Source organism: Gloeotrichia echinulata CP02, assembly GCA_038087035.1.
GTDB lineage: Bacteria > Cyanobacteriota > Cyanobacteriia > Cyanobacteriales > Nostocaceae > Gloeotrichia > Gloeotrichia echinulata.
The window spans coordinates 6,618,354-6,634,491 of record CP051187.1; the positions used below are offsets into that span (position 1 = coordinate 6,618,354).

Consider the following 16,138-nt stretch of genomic DNA (forward strand, 5'->3'; position numbering starts at 1 on the left):
TTTTGGTAAGATTTAGGTACTCTAGAAGCTTTGTAATTATTAATATCAATAAATCTTAATTGCCTCTTGTTTTTTAACCCAATCTGTGTAAACCTTATAAACATATACTACTGTAACTTGATAGAGTTACCGTAGTATTAGGAGTAAATACGTGGGTTGCCTGATAGACTCAAAATTTAGTTCTCTTTTGTCAATTAATAGCATTTAGTACAACGGTTGTTAAAAGCTATGTCTGAGCCACGCTATGGGATTTGGATTCCAGTTTACGGCAATTGTGGCGCGATGAACCACCCTCTTGAACCTCGTGATGCCAGCTACTCACGGGCGAAAGATTTGCTCGATCTGGCTGAACAGTCTGGTTTTACTACCACTTTGATTGCAGAACACATTATTAATCCGAGAAACCAAGAATTAGACCAGCTCGAAACCTGGACAACAGCAGCGGCGTTAGCCGAAGCCACCAATTCTATTGAAATTATCGCCGCTGTTAAGCCCTTACTTTTCCATCCAGCAGTTTTAGCGAAGATGGCACTAGGAATTGATGCTATCAGTGGCGGACGTTTTGCAATCAACTTAGTTAGTGCTTGGTTTAAGCCAGAAATGGAGAAAGCCGGTATATCCTTTCTCCCCCATGATGAACGCTACCGCTATTCCCAAGAGTGGATCAAAGTAGTCAAAGCCCTATGGAGTGGAGAGAAGGTTAACTTCAAAGGAGATTATTTTCAAATTTCTGATTTGAGATTCAATCCACCTCCCGTAGCCAGACCCCATCCCCGCGTGTATTTAGGGGGTGAGTCAGAACCAGCCCAGGCTTTAGCCGCACAAGAAGCCGATGTATTTTTCCTCAATGGTCGTCCTTTAGAAATAATACAACAGACAATTGCCCAGGTTTTGTCACAGGGGTATTCTCGCCCCAAACCTTTAGGCTTTGCCATGTCAGCCTTTGTAATTGCGCGATCGACAAACCAAGAAGCGCAGGAAGAATTTCAACGATTGCAAGCACTAGTAGCGCAAGACGATCGCTCCGAACTGCTTAAAGGCGTTGATTCGGAAGTCGTCATGTTCAAAAACATGGCGAAATACCCAGGTGTGGGGAGTAACGGCGGTACAGCCGCTGGTTTAGTTGGTAGTTATGACACCGTAGCTACTCGAATTGCCGAATTTACCAGAGCAGGAATCGGTACTTTTATGCTGCAATTTCAACCATTTCCCACAGAAATGAGGCGTTTTGCACAGGAAATCATACCGCGAGTCCGGGAGTTAACCGTCAGCAGAGAACAGTATCTAAGTAGGTAATGGCGACTGGGGTCAAAGGTCATTCATTGTCCCCCCATCACCCCATTACCTAATACCCAATACCCAATACCTAAAGGAAACTTTATGACTGCAATCCTCACACGCCCTGCTTGGACAACTGATTTAGAAATTGAAATCTTTGACAGACTGCTTGATCAGCACGCCCCGCATTTGCCGAAAACTCGCCAACAAGAGCCAAGACCCCCAGTAACTGAAGAAGAAATCGAAAATTTCTACCACTTCCGCATTGGCGGTGCAGCTCATGACTTGTTTATTGTTCAAGTCTGCGCCAAGGTAATTGACCAAATTCCTGATCCCGAATTGCAGCTATTTTTAAGCCGACAATTGGGGGATGATGGCGCCCATGCTGAAAATACTCGGCGGCGTGTCCAAGCCTTATCGGGACGGGACCCCATTGATGATATCCAAAAGCAAGTGGACAAGCATTGGGAATATATGGGAGATTTGCCGATTCGTAATTGGCAAGGTTTCTTGTCCTTTGAGCTGCACTACGAACTTCATATTGTGGCTTTGTTATTGCTGAATAGCCGTACCACCAACATCAACGACCCCCTATCAGGAAAGTTTGCCGCCGAGAGAATTTTACCAGATGAAGCTGTTCATCGTTTAGGAGTTGTCGCTTGGTGGCAACGCAAATTTGACCAAGCCTCAACCGCAGAAAAAGAGGATTTAATAGCACAAGTCCTATTCGTGGATGAAGAAGGTCAAAGGCGACGGAATCCCTACCTGAAGGAGCATTGGCAACTTACCCATCGCGCTATTGGTAGTGAAATTGCGACTTTACCTGTCATTTATGATGCATGGCGTCAGGAAGTCCTATCTTACTTTCTGGATATTCCTGTTTCTAAACTCCCCAAACTTGTGAGCGTTAACGATTAACTGGGTATGGGGCATAGGGCATGGGGCATGGGGCATAGGGCACAATCTCTCACCCCATCCCCCCATCCCCCCCTCCCCCCCTCTCCCCATCTCCCCCTCTCTCTCTCCCATTCACCAAGGAGAATTTATGACTGCAAGCTTAACCCGTAGTTGGAATGTAGAGTTTGAAAAACAAAATCTGGAGCAACTGTTTAACCAGCACGCTCCTCATATACCCTTAATTCGTCAACAGGCTAGTCGTCCGCCACAAACAGAAGCAGAAAAAGCCAATTTCTATGAATATTGGGCTGCTACAGGTGGTCACGATTTATTTATTGTGCAAGCTGCTAGTAAGGCCATTTGGTTGATTCCTGACCCAGATTTGCATTTAATTTTGAGCAGACAAATTGGTGATGATGGCGCCCATGCGATCGCCTTTCGCGAGAGAATTATTGCTCTGACTGGACGTGATCCCATTAAAGATATCCAACGGGAAGCCCAACGCCATTGGGATTTTTTAGAAGATGTACCCTATCGCAACTGGCTTGGGTTCATCGCTTGGGAACTGCACTACGAACACCATATTTTACCCCAAGTTTGGTTTAATAAACTCACATCGCTTATCGGTGATGAAGAATTAGCCCACAGAAGTCAGGAGCAATTTAACGATGATGAAGCGATTCACCGCATAACAATCGCTAATTGGTGGCGCAAAAAGTTTGAGCAAGCTTCACCTAGCGAACAATCGGAACTTGCTGCACAATTGTTAGAACTTGATGAAGAAATTCAACAACGGCGTGCGCCTTACATTAAACAGCGCTGGCTTGATGCGGAAAACTTTAATGGTGCTAACACCAAGGGTATTGAACCAGTATACGATGCTTGGCGAAAACAGGTGATTTCTTACCTGCTTGATATCCCCAATCCCCAGCTTTCTGGCTCTTCCGTACTTAGCGTGCTGAATTTGTGAAAAAATAAGTTTAAAACCCTTGACTGGCTCAGATAAAAGCCATTATTTTTTGTATTTGAGCTAGTGTTACTAAAAATTAAATTATAAACGCCCGTAAGCCTTATTGTTAAAGCAATTTAATCGACTTTAATTAATAATTAAGCACGCTACGCACGCAAGAGCCGAAATTCTGAAATGATTACATTTACTGATGTCCGCAAAATCTATCACCAAGGGGAACAAAAAGTAGTAGCCCTAGATGGCGTCAGCCTTCACGTCAAAGCAGGTGAGATTTTTGGTGTTTTAGGACAAAGTGGAGCAGGAAAAAGCACCTTAATTCGCTGTGTGAATCAATTAGAAAAGCCTACATCCGGTTCAGTCACCGTAGACGGACAAGAGATAACCAAACTTTCTGGCGCCAAGTTACGCCAAAGCCGTCAGCACATAGGTATGATTTTCCAACACTTCAACTTACTAAGTTCCAGAACTGTGGCCGAAAACATCGCCTTACCCTTGGAAGTGATTGGTTACAGCAAACTGAAACGACGGGCGAAAGTTGAAGAATTAATCTCACTCGTTGGCTTATCAGGTAGGGCTAACGCTTATCCAGCGCAGCTTTCGGGGGGTCAAAAACAGCGGGTGGGTATTGCGAGAGCTTTAGCTGGGGAACCGAAAGTGTTACTTTCCGATGAAGCAACTTCCGCACTCGATCCGCAAACTACGCGATCAATTTTAGAACTACTGCGCGACCTTAACAAGCGTATGGGGTTAACAATTTTGTTAATTACCCATGAAATGGGGGTAGTCAAACAAATTTGCGACAGTGTAGCGGTACTCCATGCTGGCAAAATTGTCGAACAGGGACAAGTCAGTGATTTGATAGCCAAGCCAGACTCGTTTCTGTCCCAAGAAGTTTTTCCCCGTCGCAATGGATATACACCGCGTGCTGGTGCTGTGTTAGCAACCATCGCCTTTGCGGGAGAACAAGCCAATCAGCCGATATTCGCCACTTTAGCACGTCGTTTTGATGTGGATATTAATATCCTCAGCGGTAGTGTGGAAACCATCGGTAATCAACGTGTTGGTCAGTTTCATATCGAACTAGATGGGGAAAATATCGCCCAAGCTTTGGAATATTTACACGAGTCAGAGTTTGCAGTGGAGGTTCATTAATGCAAGGACAGGAATTGCTGTTTAGTCTTTGGCTAGCTACTGGTGAAACTTTTTACATGGTCTTGACATCAGCCTTAATCGCTGTGCTTTTAGGTTTGCCTTTGGGTTTATTGTTGGTGATGACTGGCCCTGGTAACTTACTAGATTATCCCAAATTGCACAAAGGATTAAGTGCTGTTGTTAATACTGGGCGCTCATTTCCGTTTATTATTTTGTTAGCTTTCGCGCCTTAGCCTGGCACCATAACTGTACTCAGTTTGGTGTCGGGATATAAGGCGATTAATTACGAAACGCCCCAATTACCAATATTAGCCATAGGCTGATTCGGTAATTGGGGCAGTTGAGTAATTAATAATCTTTTGTTTTATTTTGGCTTGTCTTGGGATTCAACATAGTTGACTTTTCCTTCTCGATACTTTATAGTAATAAACGTCAACACTAAATGCAATCAAGTAGGTGATTTCCTTATACTGCTTAACTATCAGTACCGCGCTTATCCAGACACCAAGCAAAAAATCCAGCTAAACAATTGGTTAAGAATTTGTCGATACTGGTACAACAGGCAGTTAGGAGACAGGTTCGACTGGTATCAGTATAATCGGACTGCAATTAATTTTTGTCCGTTAATTTGTTCAATACCAAAATTACGAGACAACCCCGACTATTACTCACAAAAAAAACAACTTCCTGTTATTAAGTCCGACTTGATAAAGGTAAGTCATTCTGGTGAACTACTAGACTTTACAAGTGTTCCATCTCAGACATTACAGGATGTATCCAAGCGTGTAGACTTGGCTTTTTCTCGCTTTATTGAAGGTGATTACAAAGGAAATCGTAGTGGCAAACCTCGTTTTAAAAATGCTGCGCGTTATCGCACAATAAAAATTGAAGGTCAAGCTATTACTGTCGAACGTGTTGAGCAAGAATGGCTATTTTTGTCATTTTCAAAATTAAAAGGCTGGGTAAAGGTGCGTTTACATCGCCCATTACCTAATGGATTTATTTTAAAAAATGCTCTTTTGACAAAAAAGGCGGATGGGTGGTACGTAACCATTTGTTTGTCAGACCCAAATATTCCTACCTTTACACCTGATGAAATTGCTCCAACTTGGGAAAACAGTCTTGGATTGGATGCAGTATTACATGAAGATGATTATTTGGCAACTTCAGAGAATACCAAGCTACCATCGCTAAAATCTTTCTCTAAGTCCGAAAAGAGACTAGCAGATATATCCAAACGTAAATCCACCAAGAAAAAGGGCAGTAAATCACGCCGTAAATTAGCTAAAAAAGAAGCAAAAGAACATCAACGTATTGCCAGAGCTAGAATTGACCATGCTTTTAAAACTGCCCATACCTTGCTCAAAACTGGGAAGAAAGTTTTTGTATATGAAGATTTAAATTTAAGAGCTTTATCAAAGAAAAATAAAGCCAAACAAGATGAAAATGGGAAATATTTACCCAACGGTCAATCAGCTAAATCAGGATTAAATAAATCCTGGAACGATGCTGCATTTGGACAATTTTTCACAATCCTAGAATACATAGCCCGAAAAGCTGGAACTAGGACAATAGCAGTCAAACCTGCATACACATCTCAATTGCTTGCGTATCGTGATGAATTTATCTTCACTGATTGCAACATTCGTAATTATTGGGACGAAAAAGAATCGCTTTTGGTTGATAGGGATATTAATGCCGCTATCAACGTAAAGCGCGTTGGGCTGGGACTGTTCCCAACGATAAAACGCCGTAAAGGGAATCCGGTAGTGGATGGTTCTACTACTAATAGTACCTCTAAGGAAGTTCTGGCAGCATTGCGAAATGTACCAGAAGCCTATACCGTATTTGGTACTCCAAATCGGTGTAGGTAGTTCACTAGTTTTAACACCATTAACGCGATTAATTGTTGGGACATCCATCGGTAGCACTGCCGCGTTAGTACCCCTGACTCTCGCCGCCATCCCATTTTTTGCCCGAATTGCCGAAACCAGCCTCTTAGAAGTAGATAAGGGACTTGTAGAAGCAGCCCAGGCTATGGGTTGTAACTATTGGCAAATCATCTTTAAAGTCCTGATTCCCGAAGCCTTCCCATCTTTAGTATTGGGTGGCACAATCCTCATCGTGAGTTTACTTAATTCTTCGGCAATGGCTGGGGCGGTCGGTGGCGGTGGATTAGGTAATTTGGCAATTCAATATGGCTACCAACGGTTTGATGTTGGGGTGATGTTTTCTACTATTGCGACATTGATTGTCCTGGTACAGATTATACAGCTTGTAGGCGATCGCCTGGCACAGCAGATGCGAAAGAAATAGGACAAGGGAGAGAAGGGACGTAATAACAAATGACAACTAACAACTGACAAAAAAGGAGTTGAACAGATGTTTTTTGGTCAAATTGAGAGAGAATGCTTGGATAACGAATTTTGGTCACTCTCGTACAAGACTAAATTACCAGAGCGTCTACAGTTGTTAGTTGATCAAGAACAGGGAATATGCGATATCTGGGAATACCAGCAACAGCCTAATGATTTGCTTCGGTCTCGCAACAGGGCAAACAAGGCGATTGTGAAACCAGATTAAGTCTCCTCAAAGCCTGAGTCCCGCCTGCTTCATTAGCGGTAGGATCTGATCGCCGAAAAATTCCAGGTCTGGTTGGAAGTCAAAAAAGCTCAACTGCAACCCGTCAACACCAGCCTCCTTCAGCAACAGGAACTGCTCAACCACCTGCTCTGGCGTGCCAATCACCTCAATGTTACCGCCAATAGCACGGCGTTTGGGTGCATCCTTGTCTTGGCGTCCCTTCCAAGCGTGGGCGTCGCTGTCGAAGCGTCCAAAGCCCAGAGGCGTATCTGGGTCGGCGTGGGCGACGATCGCATCGTAATAAGCCCCAGTCTCGGCCTCGGTCTGGCGGCTGATCACCATCGGGTTGAGGAGAGTACGTACAGAGCGGCCGATATCACTCGCTGCTTGCTTAATCCGCGCCGTGTGGGCTGGTAGCAATTCAATGGCGCTTTTGAAGTCAGATCCCCCAGGGCTAGTGATGAACACGATGTCAGAGTATCGCGCCGCGAAAGAGATGCCGGCATCCGAACCAGTGGCGTTAACAAGTACCGGGCGGCCGTATTTCGGCTTGGGTGTGACGAAAGCATCCTTCAGCTTCCACGATGACTCGCCCTGAAACGAGAAGTTATCATCGTCATTCCACAAGCGCTGCAATACTTCGATGAACTCAGATGCGAGTTCATAGCGGCGGTCATGCTCAATCCGATTCCAGCCGAACATCTCGTGTTCAACTGCGCGGTGACCAGTCACTACATTGATGCCCCAGCGGCTACTGGATATATGGTCTAGGGTTGCGCCGTACTTGGCTAAGTGCAGCGGATGCAGTGGTCCATATAGTACATGGATGGTAGAAATCAGTAGTATCTTCTGCGTTAGGCTTGTCAGCGCGGCGGTGGTGACAAAGGAGTCTAGTGCCTGTCCGTTGAGGACGCCGCCATAGCCGCCCTTGGGTAGCCACTGCGACAGCGCAAACACCAAATCAAAGCCCAGGGACTCGGCACGTAACACCAGGGCTTTGTTGTATTCAAAGCTCCAGTCGGTAGTACGCGGTAGGGTGGAGGCGCTCCAACCCCCTGCCTGGATTGGGAGGAAAAGACCGAGCAGAATCGGCTGTTTCAGCGCCAGAGAAAGGGGGCTATCAGCAAAGTCTGTGGGAGCCGCAAAGCGTTCCCAGCCTACGAGAGAACCGGGGTGGTGGCTAAGGGTCATCGTGCAAAGAAGTCCTGTATTTGAACGTTGAGAAAAATTATATAGGTAAACTACGGTTTATTGATAGATTTACCGTAGTTTTTCAAAAAAGCTGGATTAAAGCCCTGGGATTTTTGGGCGATCGCCTCGGTAACAAATCGATAGAGTTAGAAGTTGAGGCCAATGGGAAAAAGCTCAAAGTCAAAGTCAAAGCCAGCAGTCGAGAAGATTTAGAACAAATCGGGATTTTCACCCAATTCTCTTAATTTAGCCGCTAACCGGTCGGCTCGTGCTTTTGCTTCCTCCTCTCGTGCTTTCGCTTCCTCCTCTCTTGCTAGTGCGGCTTCTGCTTGTGCTTTGGCTGCTTCTTCTGGTAACAAAACCAAATTTCCAGCTACATCATAAAACCGCAACCATATTGCAGTTTCTCTATCTATAGTTCCTTCCCACGTTCCCAACCAGAAATTTAAACGTCTACACCATAGCCAATTGCGCTCATTTGGAATTAAAGGCTGGTATTGTTGATTATCATCTAAATGCCATCCCTGCAAAGAATTAGGGTCAAAGGGGTCCAAGACAAAATAATCTGAGGTATGGAAAGTTTGTTCGTAAAGATTTTTCTTAATGCCTTTATCTATTACTGCGGTAGATGGTGACATTAATTCCACAATCACATCAGGATAACGACCATTTTCTTCCCACACTACCCAACCTTGTCTTGGGTTATTACCGTCAACATTCAACACAGCAAAAAAATCCGGGCCGCGAAAGTCACGGTTACGAACTTGGGTACTGCTGTAATAAATAAACATATTTCCCCCAGTAAAATAATCATTGCGCTCAGTCCAAGCTTGCTGCAATGACCGAATGAGGACATTCATCGCAATCCGGTGACGATTTGATTCCAAGGGTTCACCATCATCAAATATTAAATCTGTAGGTGGCATGGGGGGTTCCCAGTCCACAACGGCTGTTGGTTGCAATATCGCTGCTGTTTGGTTTTCAGTAGTCATGAGCGATCGCCTTTCTCATTAAGCCCTAAAATTCCATCTTAAGCGCAGAGTAGGAAGTTAGCAGTTGTCCTAATATTCTTGCAATGCTCCTAGCTTGGCAATACCCGGCCAGATCACAGCTACAGCAATCACTACAAAAATTGTGCCAATTCCACCACCAACTACAGAGATAACTGGGCCGAATAAAGCTGCTGTCAAGCCCGATTCAAAGCCTCCTAACTCATTGGAGGCACTAATAAATACACTATTAATTGCCGCAACCCGACCACGTAAATGATCTGGGGTTCTAATCTGCACTAAGGTGTGGCGAATCACAACGCTAATCGTGTCTAGTGCGCCACTCAGCACTAGCATCAAGAGTGACAGCCAAAACCATCGCGACAACCCAAAGATAATTGTTACCACCCCAAAGCCAACTACTGACCAGAGTAAAGCAGGCCCAGCTTTGCGTAAGGGTGGTAGATATGCTAGTAAAACTGCCATAAATAAGGCCCCTATCGAGGGGGCTGCTTGGAGGTAGCCTAACTCTAATGGACCGACTCGTAAAATATCCCTGGCGAAGATCGGTAGTAGCGCGATCGCACCCCCCAACAACACTGCAAACATATCCAAGGTAATCGCTGCTAAAATCAATTGATTTTCCCAGACGAACTTAGCCCCGGCTGACAAGGCTTTGAGTGAGATTGGTTCTTTGGCTTGAATGGTTTCTTGTTTTGAGAGCGCCGCAGTTAAGATAAAACACATCAAACTAGCGATCGCCGCCAACACATAGACCCCTGTGGCACCTCCCAACAAAGCAATACCAAATCCTCCCAAAGCCGGGCCAATGACTGAGGCTAACTGAAAGCTACTACTATTCCAAGTAGCTGCATTGGTAAAAGCACTAACAGGTATAAATTGCCACATCAAGGCATCACTGGCTGGTTTCAAAAACGCTTTAGCAATCCCTGTAAAAACTAAGCAAACATAAAATAAAATGACTGCGCCTTTAGTCCATGAAAGTAGACCCAAAGTTAGGGAACATAAAACTAATAAAAATACTGATAATAACACTATGAGTTTGCGATCACGGCGATCGGCGACATCGCCAGCAATTAAGGTCAGAGCAATCATCGGTAAGACTTGGGCTAACCCCACACCACCTAACGCTAAAGCTGAATTTGTCCGCTCGTAGAGCTCCCAACCAATGGCTACAGTCTGCATTTGTGACCCGATGAACAAAAGTACACGCCCAATCATAAATAGTCGATAATCTCGAAACCGTAAGGCGGCAAAAGGATCATGTTGTGCAGGCGTACTATTGGGTAAGTTTCTTTTCTGTTTGCTCAAGGTAAGTCACCTGTAGGTATGATAAAATTGATCTAATATGTATGCAAGAACACTTGCCCGAAAATTAATACCCACAATGATGGTTGCAAGGCTCGCACTACCAAATCAGTGGGATCATCCCCGCGTTTGAGCAGTTTCATCTTCGCAATCACAAGCTTTTTAGCGCCCACCTACTTAGGTTAATAAACTAACTTCCAACTCACCATACCTAAGATAGCGTAAATCACAATGCGGAGTGTATTTTGAGGTATCATTTGGCAAAGTTTTGCACCAATCATCACCCCGGGAACTGTACCAATCCAAATTGGGATTACTAAGCCCCAGTTCACTGTTCCTAATAATATATGTCCGATGGAGGTGAATAACAACAAAATTGCTGCTTGTGCTAAATCTGTACCTACTAATTTCTGCGACTCAAGCTGAAAAAAGGCAATCAGCACTATCGCAAACATTGAACCAGAAGAGACACTAGTTATCCCCACCATACAGCCTAAAAAGGCTCCCAAAGCTAGGGTTTGGATTCTACCTAAGTTAGTATTTAAGTCAAATTTGGGTGGTTCGGGTAATTCCAAATTAGGGAAAAATATCTTGAGAAGTAGTTGTGTCACCCCTAAACAGGTAACTAATAAAATCATCACGCCAATTAATCGGAGGAGAATATCATCTAGATTGAAATTTTCTGTATGTTTTAACAGGTATAAAATTCCTACTCCTGTTAGTGAACCGGGAACACTTCCCAAGGCTAGCCATGTGACAACTGGTACATCAATTGTTTGCTGTTCCCAATGTTTAAATCCGCCGATAACCTTCATTAAAGTTGCAGCTACTACATCAGAACTCACTGCAACAGCAGGCGGTACTTGAAATACAAAAATTAACATTGGTGTGATAAGAGAAGCTCCACCAACGCCTGTCAAACCAACAATAATACCGATGAAAAGGCTTAGTAATGGTAATAATAAAAAGTCCATATTACTCTTAATAAGATAGGATGTGGAATTACTGAATCTCTGACTGAAAATAAGCTTTTGCTTCTCTACTAAGTAAGTCCTTGTTACAGAACTTTAGGGTTTTATTCCCCATAAAAAAACCCCGGCTAACTACCGGGGAATAGTGCTGGAGTATCAAGAATATTGAAATGTATCAATATGAGAATCACTATGGTATAGACCGTTGAAGAGCCTAAACCCATCAATAGCTCTTTTTTGAGGTTGCGTTCTTTAGGTTGGCCTTGAACAACGTCTACAAGCCCTACTTGCATCAAAAGAATCCCTGCTATGTTAGAGAGCCAGTAGCCGAGGATTGAACAAGGTATCAGTAAATTTGGCGAGAACAAACTACAGAGATAACCAAACCCATAAGCTATTGGTAGATTGAAAAACAGGTCATTCCACCAAGACATGGGTGACAGCAAAAATCCAATTACCACAAAAAATCCGCCTCTGAGTCTTTTGAGCATGATTCCTATATTCCATCCCTCTGGAACTGTCTGTAGTGGGTGTTCAGTATAAAATTCCTCTTTTGAGTTATATTTACTGCTATTTGCATACGTGTTATCCATATTAATCTCCTGCAATACGATGAACTTATCGTAGTTTAATCCTAAAGATCCCCAAATGTCTATATGTTAATACACAATTCCGACAGATTTACTGTTATTTACGGTCGTAGATTGAGCAAAAGCCTGATAATGCAAGCTGAACTGGAGATAAATTCCTAGGTATTTTGGTTCCTATTTTGATTTTATCTGCTGGAAAAACTATGGTTTGTTGCTTCACAATAGATTAATCGTTATAGAAGCGAGACGCTGAGTAAAAATATTTTAGGATGAGGACGAGTTTAATTTACACCTGCATTAGATGGATGTTTTACCCAAAATGCCGCGCCAATTGATAATTTATAATTAGTCAGGTAGTTGAATTTAAACGACATCTAAAACAGGACTGCTTGGTCGTTGCGCTTGAGTCGAACCCTGGGAAATCGTCAATGTTGAATTATGCTGTGAGCGAATCAATTAGGGGGTATGACCCAGCATCGAAAAACAGCCATTTTCTAGTAATGAAATATCACCAATAGACTCAGGATTATAAACGCATATATTGATTCCATAATCAACTTTAACTGTGCCACGATTGTGCCAGTTTAAGATGCTTTGTCCTGGTGATAGTTTTCAACGAACTCTTGTACAATCCTTATTGGATAAGGCTTTGAGACGAAAAACTCACACTTTTAGCATGATTTGAGTTCATTGACACTGTTCTGTCATTCCACTAATTTTTAGTTTTTCGCATTACTTAAAGGCTCTAATCCCTCAAGGAATTAGGGAGTTTTCTAATTAGTAAAAACCATGTAATGTAGATTCAATCACTTGAATTTATCTATTTAAAAAAAAATAGTGTTTGCTCCGATTAAGCAAACAGGATACAGTGAAATTAAACCTTTGGGAGGAAGCGATCGTAAGTAAGTAAGTAAGTAAGTAAGTAAGTAAGTAAAAAAAGCAAATGAAAATCGAGCGTTAGAGCAGCAAACGCTCAAAAATGAAGGAAATGATGGCTATGACAAGTGAAGGAAAACTAAATGCTAGTATTCACGGCTTAAAAAGAGAGTGTCTTTCATATGGGGAAATTCTGGCTCAATCAGTCGCCGTAATTGCACCAACTACTACACCGGCTGCAAATTTAGGGTTGATATTTGCCTCTTCAGGAAATGGTACATGGTTAAGTTTCTTAATCGGTTTGATTGGACTGGTGTTTGTCAGTTTCAACATCAACCAATTCGCCAGTCGTACGGCTTCTCCGGGTTCGCTGTATACCTACATCGCCAAGGGTCTCGGTTCCACAGCAGGTGTGATATGTGGCTGGGGGTTGATATTGGCGTATTTGTTTACAGGGATGTCGGTCTTATGTGGGTTTGCTAACTTTGGTCAAACCTTGTTGAGTCATATTGGGATTCAAACCCATATTCTGACGCTGTTGGGGTTGGGAACTGCGATCGCCTGGTACGCTGCATATAAGGACATTCAGCTATCAGCAAAAGCCATGCTGTGGTTAGAGGGAATCTCTGTAGGATTGATTGCGATTTTAGGATTGATTGTTTGGATACACAATGGCTTTGCAATTGACATGTCCCAACTCACCCTAAAAGGTGCAACTCCTAGTGGTGTAGCAATGGGGATTGTCTTGGTGGTGTTTGGTTTTTCCGGCTTTGAAAGTGCAACTTCTTTAGGTGATGAAGCGCAAAAGCCCTTGAAAAACATTCCCAAAGCAGTGATTCAAAGCGCTCTACAAGCTGGTTTGTTCTTCATCCTCATGGCTTACATTGAAGTTCTGGGTTTCGGTAATAGTTCCGTTGACTTAGCGAAAACCGAAGAACCGCTATCATTTTTAGCAAATCAAGCAGGTGTAGGCTTTTTGGGAGAACTAATTGCTTTAGGCGCACTGCTATCATTCTTCGCCTGTATCCTCGCTTGTATCAATCCAGCGGCCAGAATCTTCTTTATGATGGCGCGTCACGGTTTAATTCACGCTTCACTGGGTAAAGCCCATGATGATAACCTGACACCCCATACAGCGATCGCTTTATCATCCTTAATTACATTTTTCATCCCAGCTTCCATGAACCTATTCGGACTCAAACCCTTTGAGAGCATGGGTTATCTGGGAACCATTTGTACCTATGGATTCTTGCTGGTGTACATTCTAGTTTGCCTCGCAGCGCCAGTATATCTATATAGGATAGGAAAGTTGCGATCGCTAGACATAGTATTCTCTGCCTTAGGCGTAGCTTTTATGATGATCCCCATAGTAGGGACCGTGGGGATTCCTGGTAGTAGCCTCTTCCCTGTACCAGAAGCACCTTACAACGCCTTTCCTTATCTATTCTTGCTCTACCTGAGTGCAGGTTATGGATGGTTCATCATCCAAAAGCAACGTTATCCAAAAATGGTCAAGAAAATGGAGCGCGCGATTGAAGCTATTCACGTCAGATTTAATGAAGTAGGGAGTAGGGACTAGGAACTGGGAGTTGGGAGTTATGAGTTGGGAGTTATGAGTGAGGAGTTAGGAGTTATGAGTGAGGAGTTAGGAGTTATGAGTGAGGAGTTAGGAGTGAGGAGTTGGGAGTTTCAAGGACAAATGACTTTTGACTTTTGACTTTTGACTTTTGACTTTTGACTTTTGACTTTTGACTTTTGACTTTTGACTTTTGACTTTTGACTTTTGACTTTTGACCAATGACAAATGACAAATGACAAATGACAATGAACATAATCACAGCAATAACCACAGCAATTACAGCCTTTACAGCTACCAACCTTGATGATTTGGTGATTTTGACACTTTTGTTCTCACAAATAAATGCAACTTTCCATCGTTGGCATATTGTTGTTGGTCAGTATATAGGCTTTGCGGCACTTGTGCTAGCTAGCATTCCCGGCTTTTTTGGGGGTTTAATTTTTCCACCACATTGGATTGGACTGCTGGGACTCATACCCATAGCTATCGGTTTGGGTCGTTGGCTGAATCAAGAAAGTGATTCATCAGAGGAAGTCAATCAAAATGCGAATCTATCCCCAACCTCTGGTCTAGCCAATTTTCTTTCTCCTCAAACTTATAGCGTCGCAGCAATTACCATCGCCAACGGGAGTGATAATATAGGTATCTATGTACCCTTGTTTGCCAGCAATAACTTAGGGGAACTGGTGGTGATGCTCAGTGTATTCTTTACCCTCGTTGGGGTTTGGTGCTATGCGAGTTACCAATTAACCCGCCAAAGTGCGATCGCTAATTTCTTGACTCGCTATGGTAATAGTCTGGTTCCCTTTGTTTTAGTGGGATTGGGTACGTTTATTATCTTGGACAGTCAAGCTATGACTCCCCTGGCTTTAATAGCGAGTTGTTTATGTTTGATGGGAATAGTCAAGAAATATAGACCCTCAAAAGAAGTGGAAAATAATTGAAATAGGCGATAGATGGCGTCATGGTTAAGCTTGTCGAAGTCATAATTGCAGCGATCGCATCCTTTGCAGCCACCAATCTAGATGACATTATCATCTTAATGATATTCTTCGCACAAGTAAATCCTCACTTTCGTCGCCGACACATCATTATTGGTCAATATCTAGGCTTTAGCGTCATTCTCATCGCTAGTCTACCGGGTTTCTTTGGTGGCTTAATCATACCAAAAGCTTGGATTGGGATACTCGGTTTAGTCCCCATCGCTATAGGTATCAACCGCCTAGTCAATCGTGACAGTAAAGAAAACGAAATTCAGACAGTATCTGATGAATTAAACTCAACAACAGGGAATACATCTATGGTGTCAATACTTGCTAGTGTTCTTTCTCCCCAAACTTATAAAGTTGCAGCCGTAACTCTTGCTAATGGAGGAGATAATATTGGGATTTATGTGCCACTATTCGCAAGTAGCAACCTAGTAAGTTTAGGAGTAATTCTCAGCGTTTTCTTGATATTGATTGGGGTTTGGTGCTACATCGCTTACCAATTAACTCTCCATCCCACAATTGCCCAAATTTTAACTCGCTACGGTCATGGGATTGTTCCTTTTGTATTAATTGGTTTAGGAATTTTCATTTTAATAGAAAGCGGTACTTATCGCCTAATCCCGCAGTTCCAATAAATCGCCGACTGTAGCTTTCCAGATATGTTGCTCATCCTCAATACCTTAAATACTTTGTGGAAGTAACATAAAAATTGAATAAACAATTCTCAAAATTCTCATTCTGACA

At 43.1% G+C, this 16,138-nt stretch carries 17 protein-coding genes; 12 read left to right on the forward strand and 5 right to left on the reverse strand.

All coding sequences use genetic code 11. The features are described from left to right. Positions 1-228: 228 nt before the first annotated feature. The 8 genes from HEQ19_29465 to HEQ19_29500 all read left to right on the forward strand — a co-directional run bounded on the left by HEQ19_29465 (position 229) and on the right by HEQ19_29500 (position 6,880). Positions 229-1,296 (forward strand): LLM class flavin-dependent oxidoreductase, encoded by a 1,068-nt coding sequence (locus HEQ19_29465; GenBank protein ID WYM02997.1) that lies wholly within the window; start codon positions 229-231, stop codon positions 1,294-1,296. Positions 1,297-1,380: 84 nt separating this feature from the next. Further along, positions 1,381-2,196 carry a hypothetical protein gene (locus tag HEQ19_29470; protein WYM02998.1) on the forward strand — a complete coding sequence of 272 codons (816 nt, stop codon included), beginning with the start codon at positions 1,381-1,383 and terminating at the stop codon, positions 2,194-2,196. A 127-nt stretch (positions 2,197-2,323) separates the two neighbouring features. Further along, the gene (locus tag HEQ19_29475) at positions 2,324-3,145 is read left to right on the forward strand and encodes a hypothetical protein (protein WYM02999.1); all 822 of its coding nucleotides are present in this window, start codon (positions 2,324-2,326) and stop codon (positions 3,143-3,145) included. Positions 3,146-3,319: 174 nt separating this feature from the next. Continuing rightward, a complete protein-coding gene (locus tag HEQ19_29480) occupies positions 3,320-4,297 on the forward strand; it encodes an ATP-binding cassette domain-containing protein (GenBank protein ID WYM03000.1) in 978 nt (325 codons plus the stop codon). Next, positions 4,297-4,530, forward strand: coding sequence for a hypothetical protein (locus HEQ19_29485; GenBank protein ID WZI67060.1), 234 nt, complete (start codon positions 4,297-4,299; stop codon positions 4,528-4,530). The genes HEQ19_29480 and HEQ19_29485 overlap by 1 nt, the downstream gene beginning before the upstream one ends. Before the next feature lie 162 nt (positions 4,531-4,692). Next, positions 4,693-6,171, forward strand: coding sequence for a transposase (locus HEQ19_29490; protein WYM03689.2), 1,479 nt, complete (start codon positions 4,693-4,695; stop codon positions 6,169-6,171). Then, complete coding sequence (locus HEQ19_29495; protein ID WZI67061.1) at positions 6,146-6,613, forward strand: ABC transporter permease subunit; 468 nt, start codon at positions 6,146-6,148, stop codon at positions 6,611-6,613. The genes HEQ19_29490 and HEQ19_29495 overlap by 26 nt, the downstream gene beginning before the upstream one ends. Positions 6,614-6,679: 66 nt before the next feature. After that, positions 6,680-6,880, forward strand: a complete 201-nt coding sequence (locus tag HEQ19_29500) for a hypothetical protein (protein ID WYM03001.1) — start codon at positions 6,680-6,682, stop codon at positions 6,878-6,880. A 6-nt stretch (positions 6,881-6,886) separates the two neighbouring features. Here HEQ19_29500 and HEQ19_29505 read toward each other — a convergent pair whose 3' ends face one another. After that, positions 6,887-8,071, reverse strand: coding sequence for an LLM class flavin-dependent oxidoreductase (locus HEQ19_29505; GenBank protein ID WYM03002.1), 1,185 nt, complete (start codon positions 8,069-8,071; stop codon positions 6,887-6,889). A 20-nt stretch (positions 8,072-8,091) separates the two neighbouring features. On the opposite strand from HEQ19_29505, the gene HEQ19_29510 reads away from it, so the two are divergent. Then, positions 8,092-8,316 carry a hypothetical protein gene (locus tag HEQ19_29510; protein WYL98140.1) on the forward strand — a complete coding sequence of 75 codons (225 nt, stop codon included), beginning with the start codon at positions 8,092-8,094 and terminating at the stop codon, positions 8,314-8,316. Here HEQ19_29510 and HEQ19_29515 read toward each other — a convergent pair. The 4 genes from HEQ19_29515 to HEQ19_29530 form a co-directional block, all read right to left on the reverse strand. Continuing rightward, the gene (locus HEQ19_29515; GenBank protein ID WYM03003.1) at positions 8,281-9,063 is read right to left on the reverse strand and encodes a Uma2 family endonuclease; all 783 of its coding nucleotides are present in this window, start codon (positions 9,061-9,063) and stop codon (positions 8,281-8,283) included. The genes HEQ19_29510 and HEQ19_29515 overlap by 36 nt on opposite strands. Positions 9,064-9,132: 69 nt before the next feature. Further along, positions 9,133-10,302, reverse strand: a complete 1,170-nt coding sequence (locus tag HEQ19_29520) for an MFS transporter (protein ID WYM03004.2) — start codon at positions 10,300-10,302, stop codon at positions 9,133-9,135. Positions 10,303-10,571: 269 nt separating this feature from the next. Beyond that, complete coding sequence (locus HEQ19_29525; protein WYM03005.1) at positions 10,572-11,363, reverse strand: sulfite exporter TauE/SafE family protein; 792 nt, start codon at positions 11,361-11,363, stop codon at positions 10,572-10,574. A 125-nt stretch (positions 11,364-11,488) separates the two neighbouring features. After that, positions 11,489-11,953: a hypothetical protein gene (locus HEQ19_29530; protein ID WYM03690.2), complete on the reverse strand. Its 465-nt coding sequence runs from the start codon at positions 11,951-11,953 to the stop codon at positions 11,489-11,491. Positions 11,954-12,947: 994 nt separating this feature from the next. Here HEQ19_29530 and HEQ19_29535 point away from each other — a divergent pair. From HEQ19_29535 to HEQ19_29545, 3 genes are all read left to right on the forward strand, one after another. Further along, entirely contained in the window at positions 12,948-14,405 is a 1,458-nt protein-coding gene (locus tag HEQ19_29535; GenBank protein WYM03006.1) for an APC family permease, read from the forward strand. A gap of 245 nt (positions 14,406-14,650) precedes the next feature. Continuing rightward, a complete protein-coding gene (locus tag HEQ19_29540; GenBank protein WYM03007.1) occupies positions 14,651-15,349 on the forward strand; it encodes a cadmium resistance transporter in 699 nt (232 codons plus the stop codon). A 20-nt stretch (positions 15,350-15,369) separates the two neighbouring features. Further along, positions 15,370-16,029: a cadmium resistance transporter gene (locus tag HEQ19_29545; protein WYM03008.1), complete on the forward strand. Its 660-nt coding sequence runs from the start codon at positions 15,370-15,372 to the stop codon at positions 16,027-16,029. The last annotated feature ends 109 nt before the right edge of the window (positions 16,030-16,138 follow it).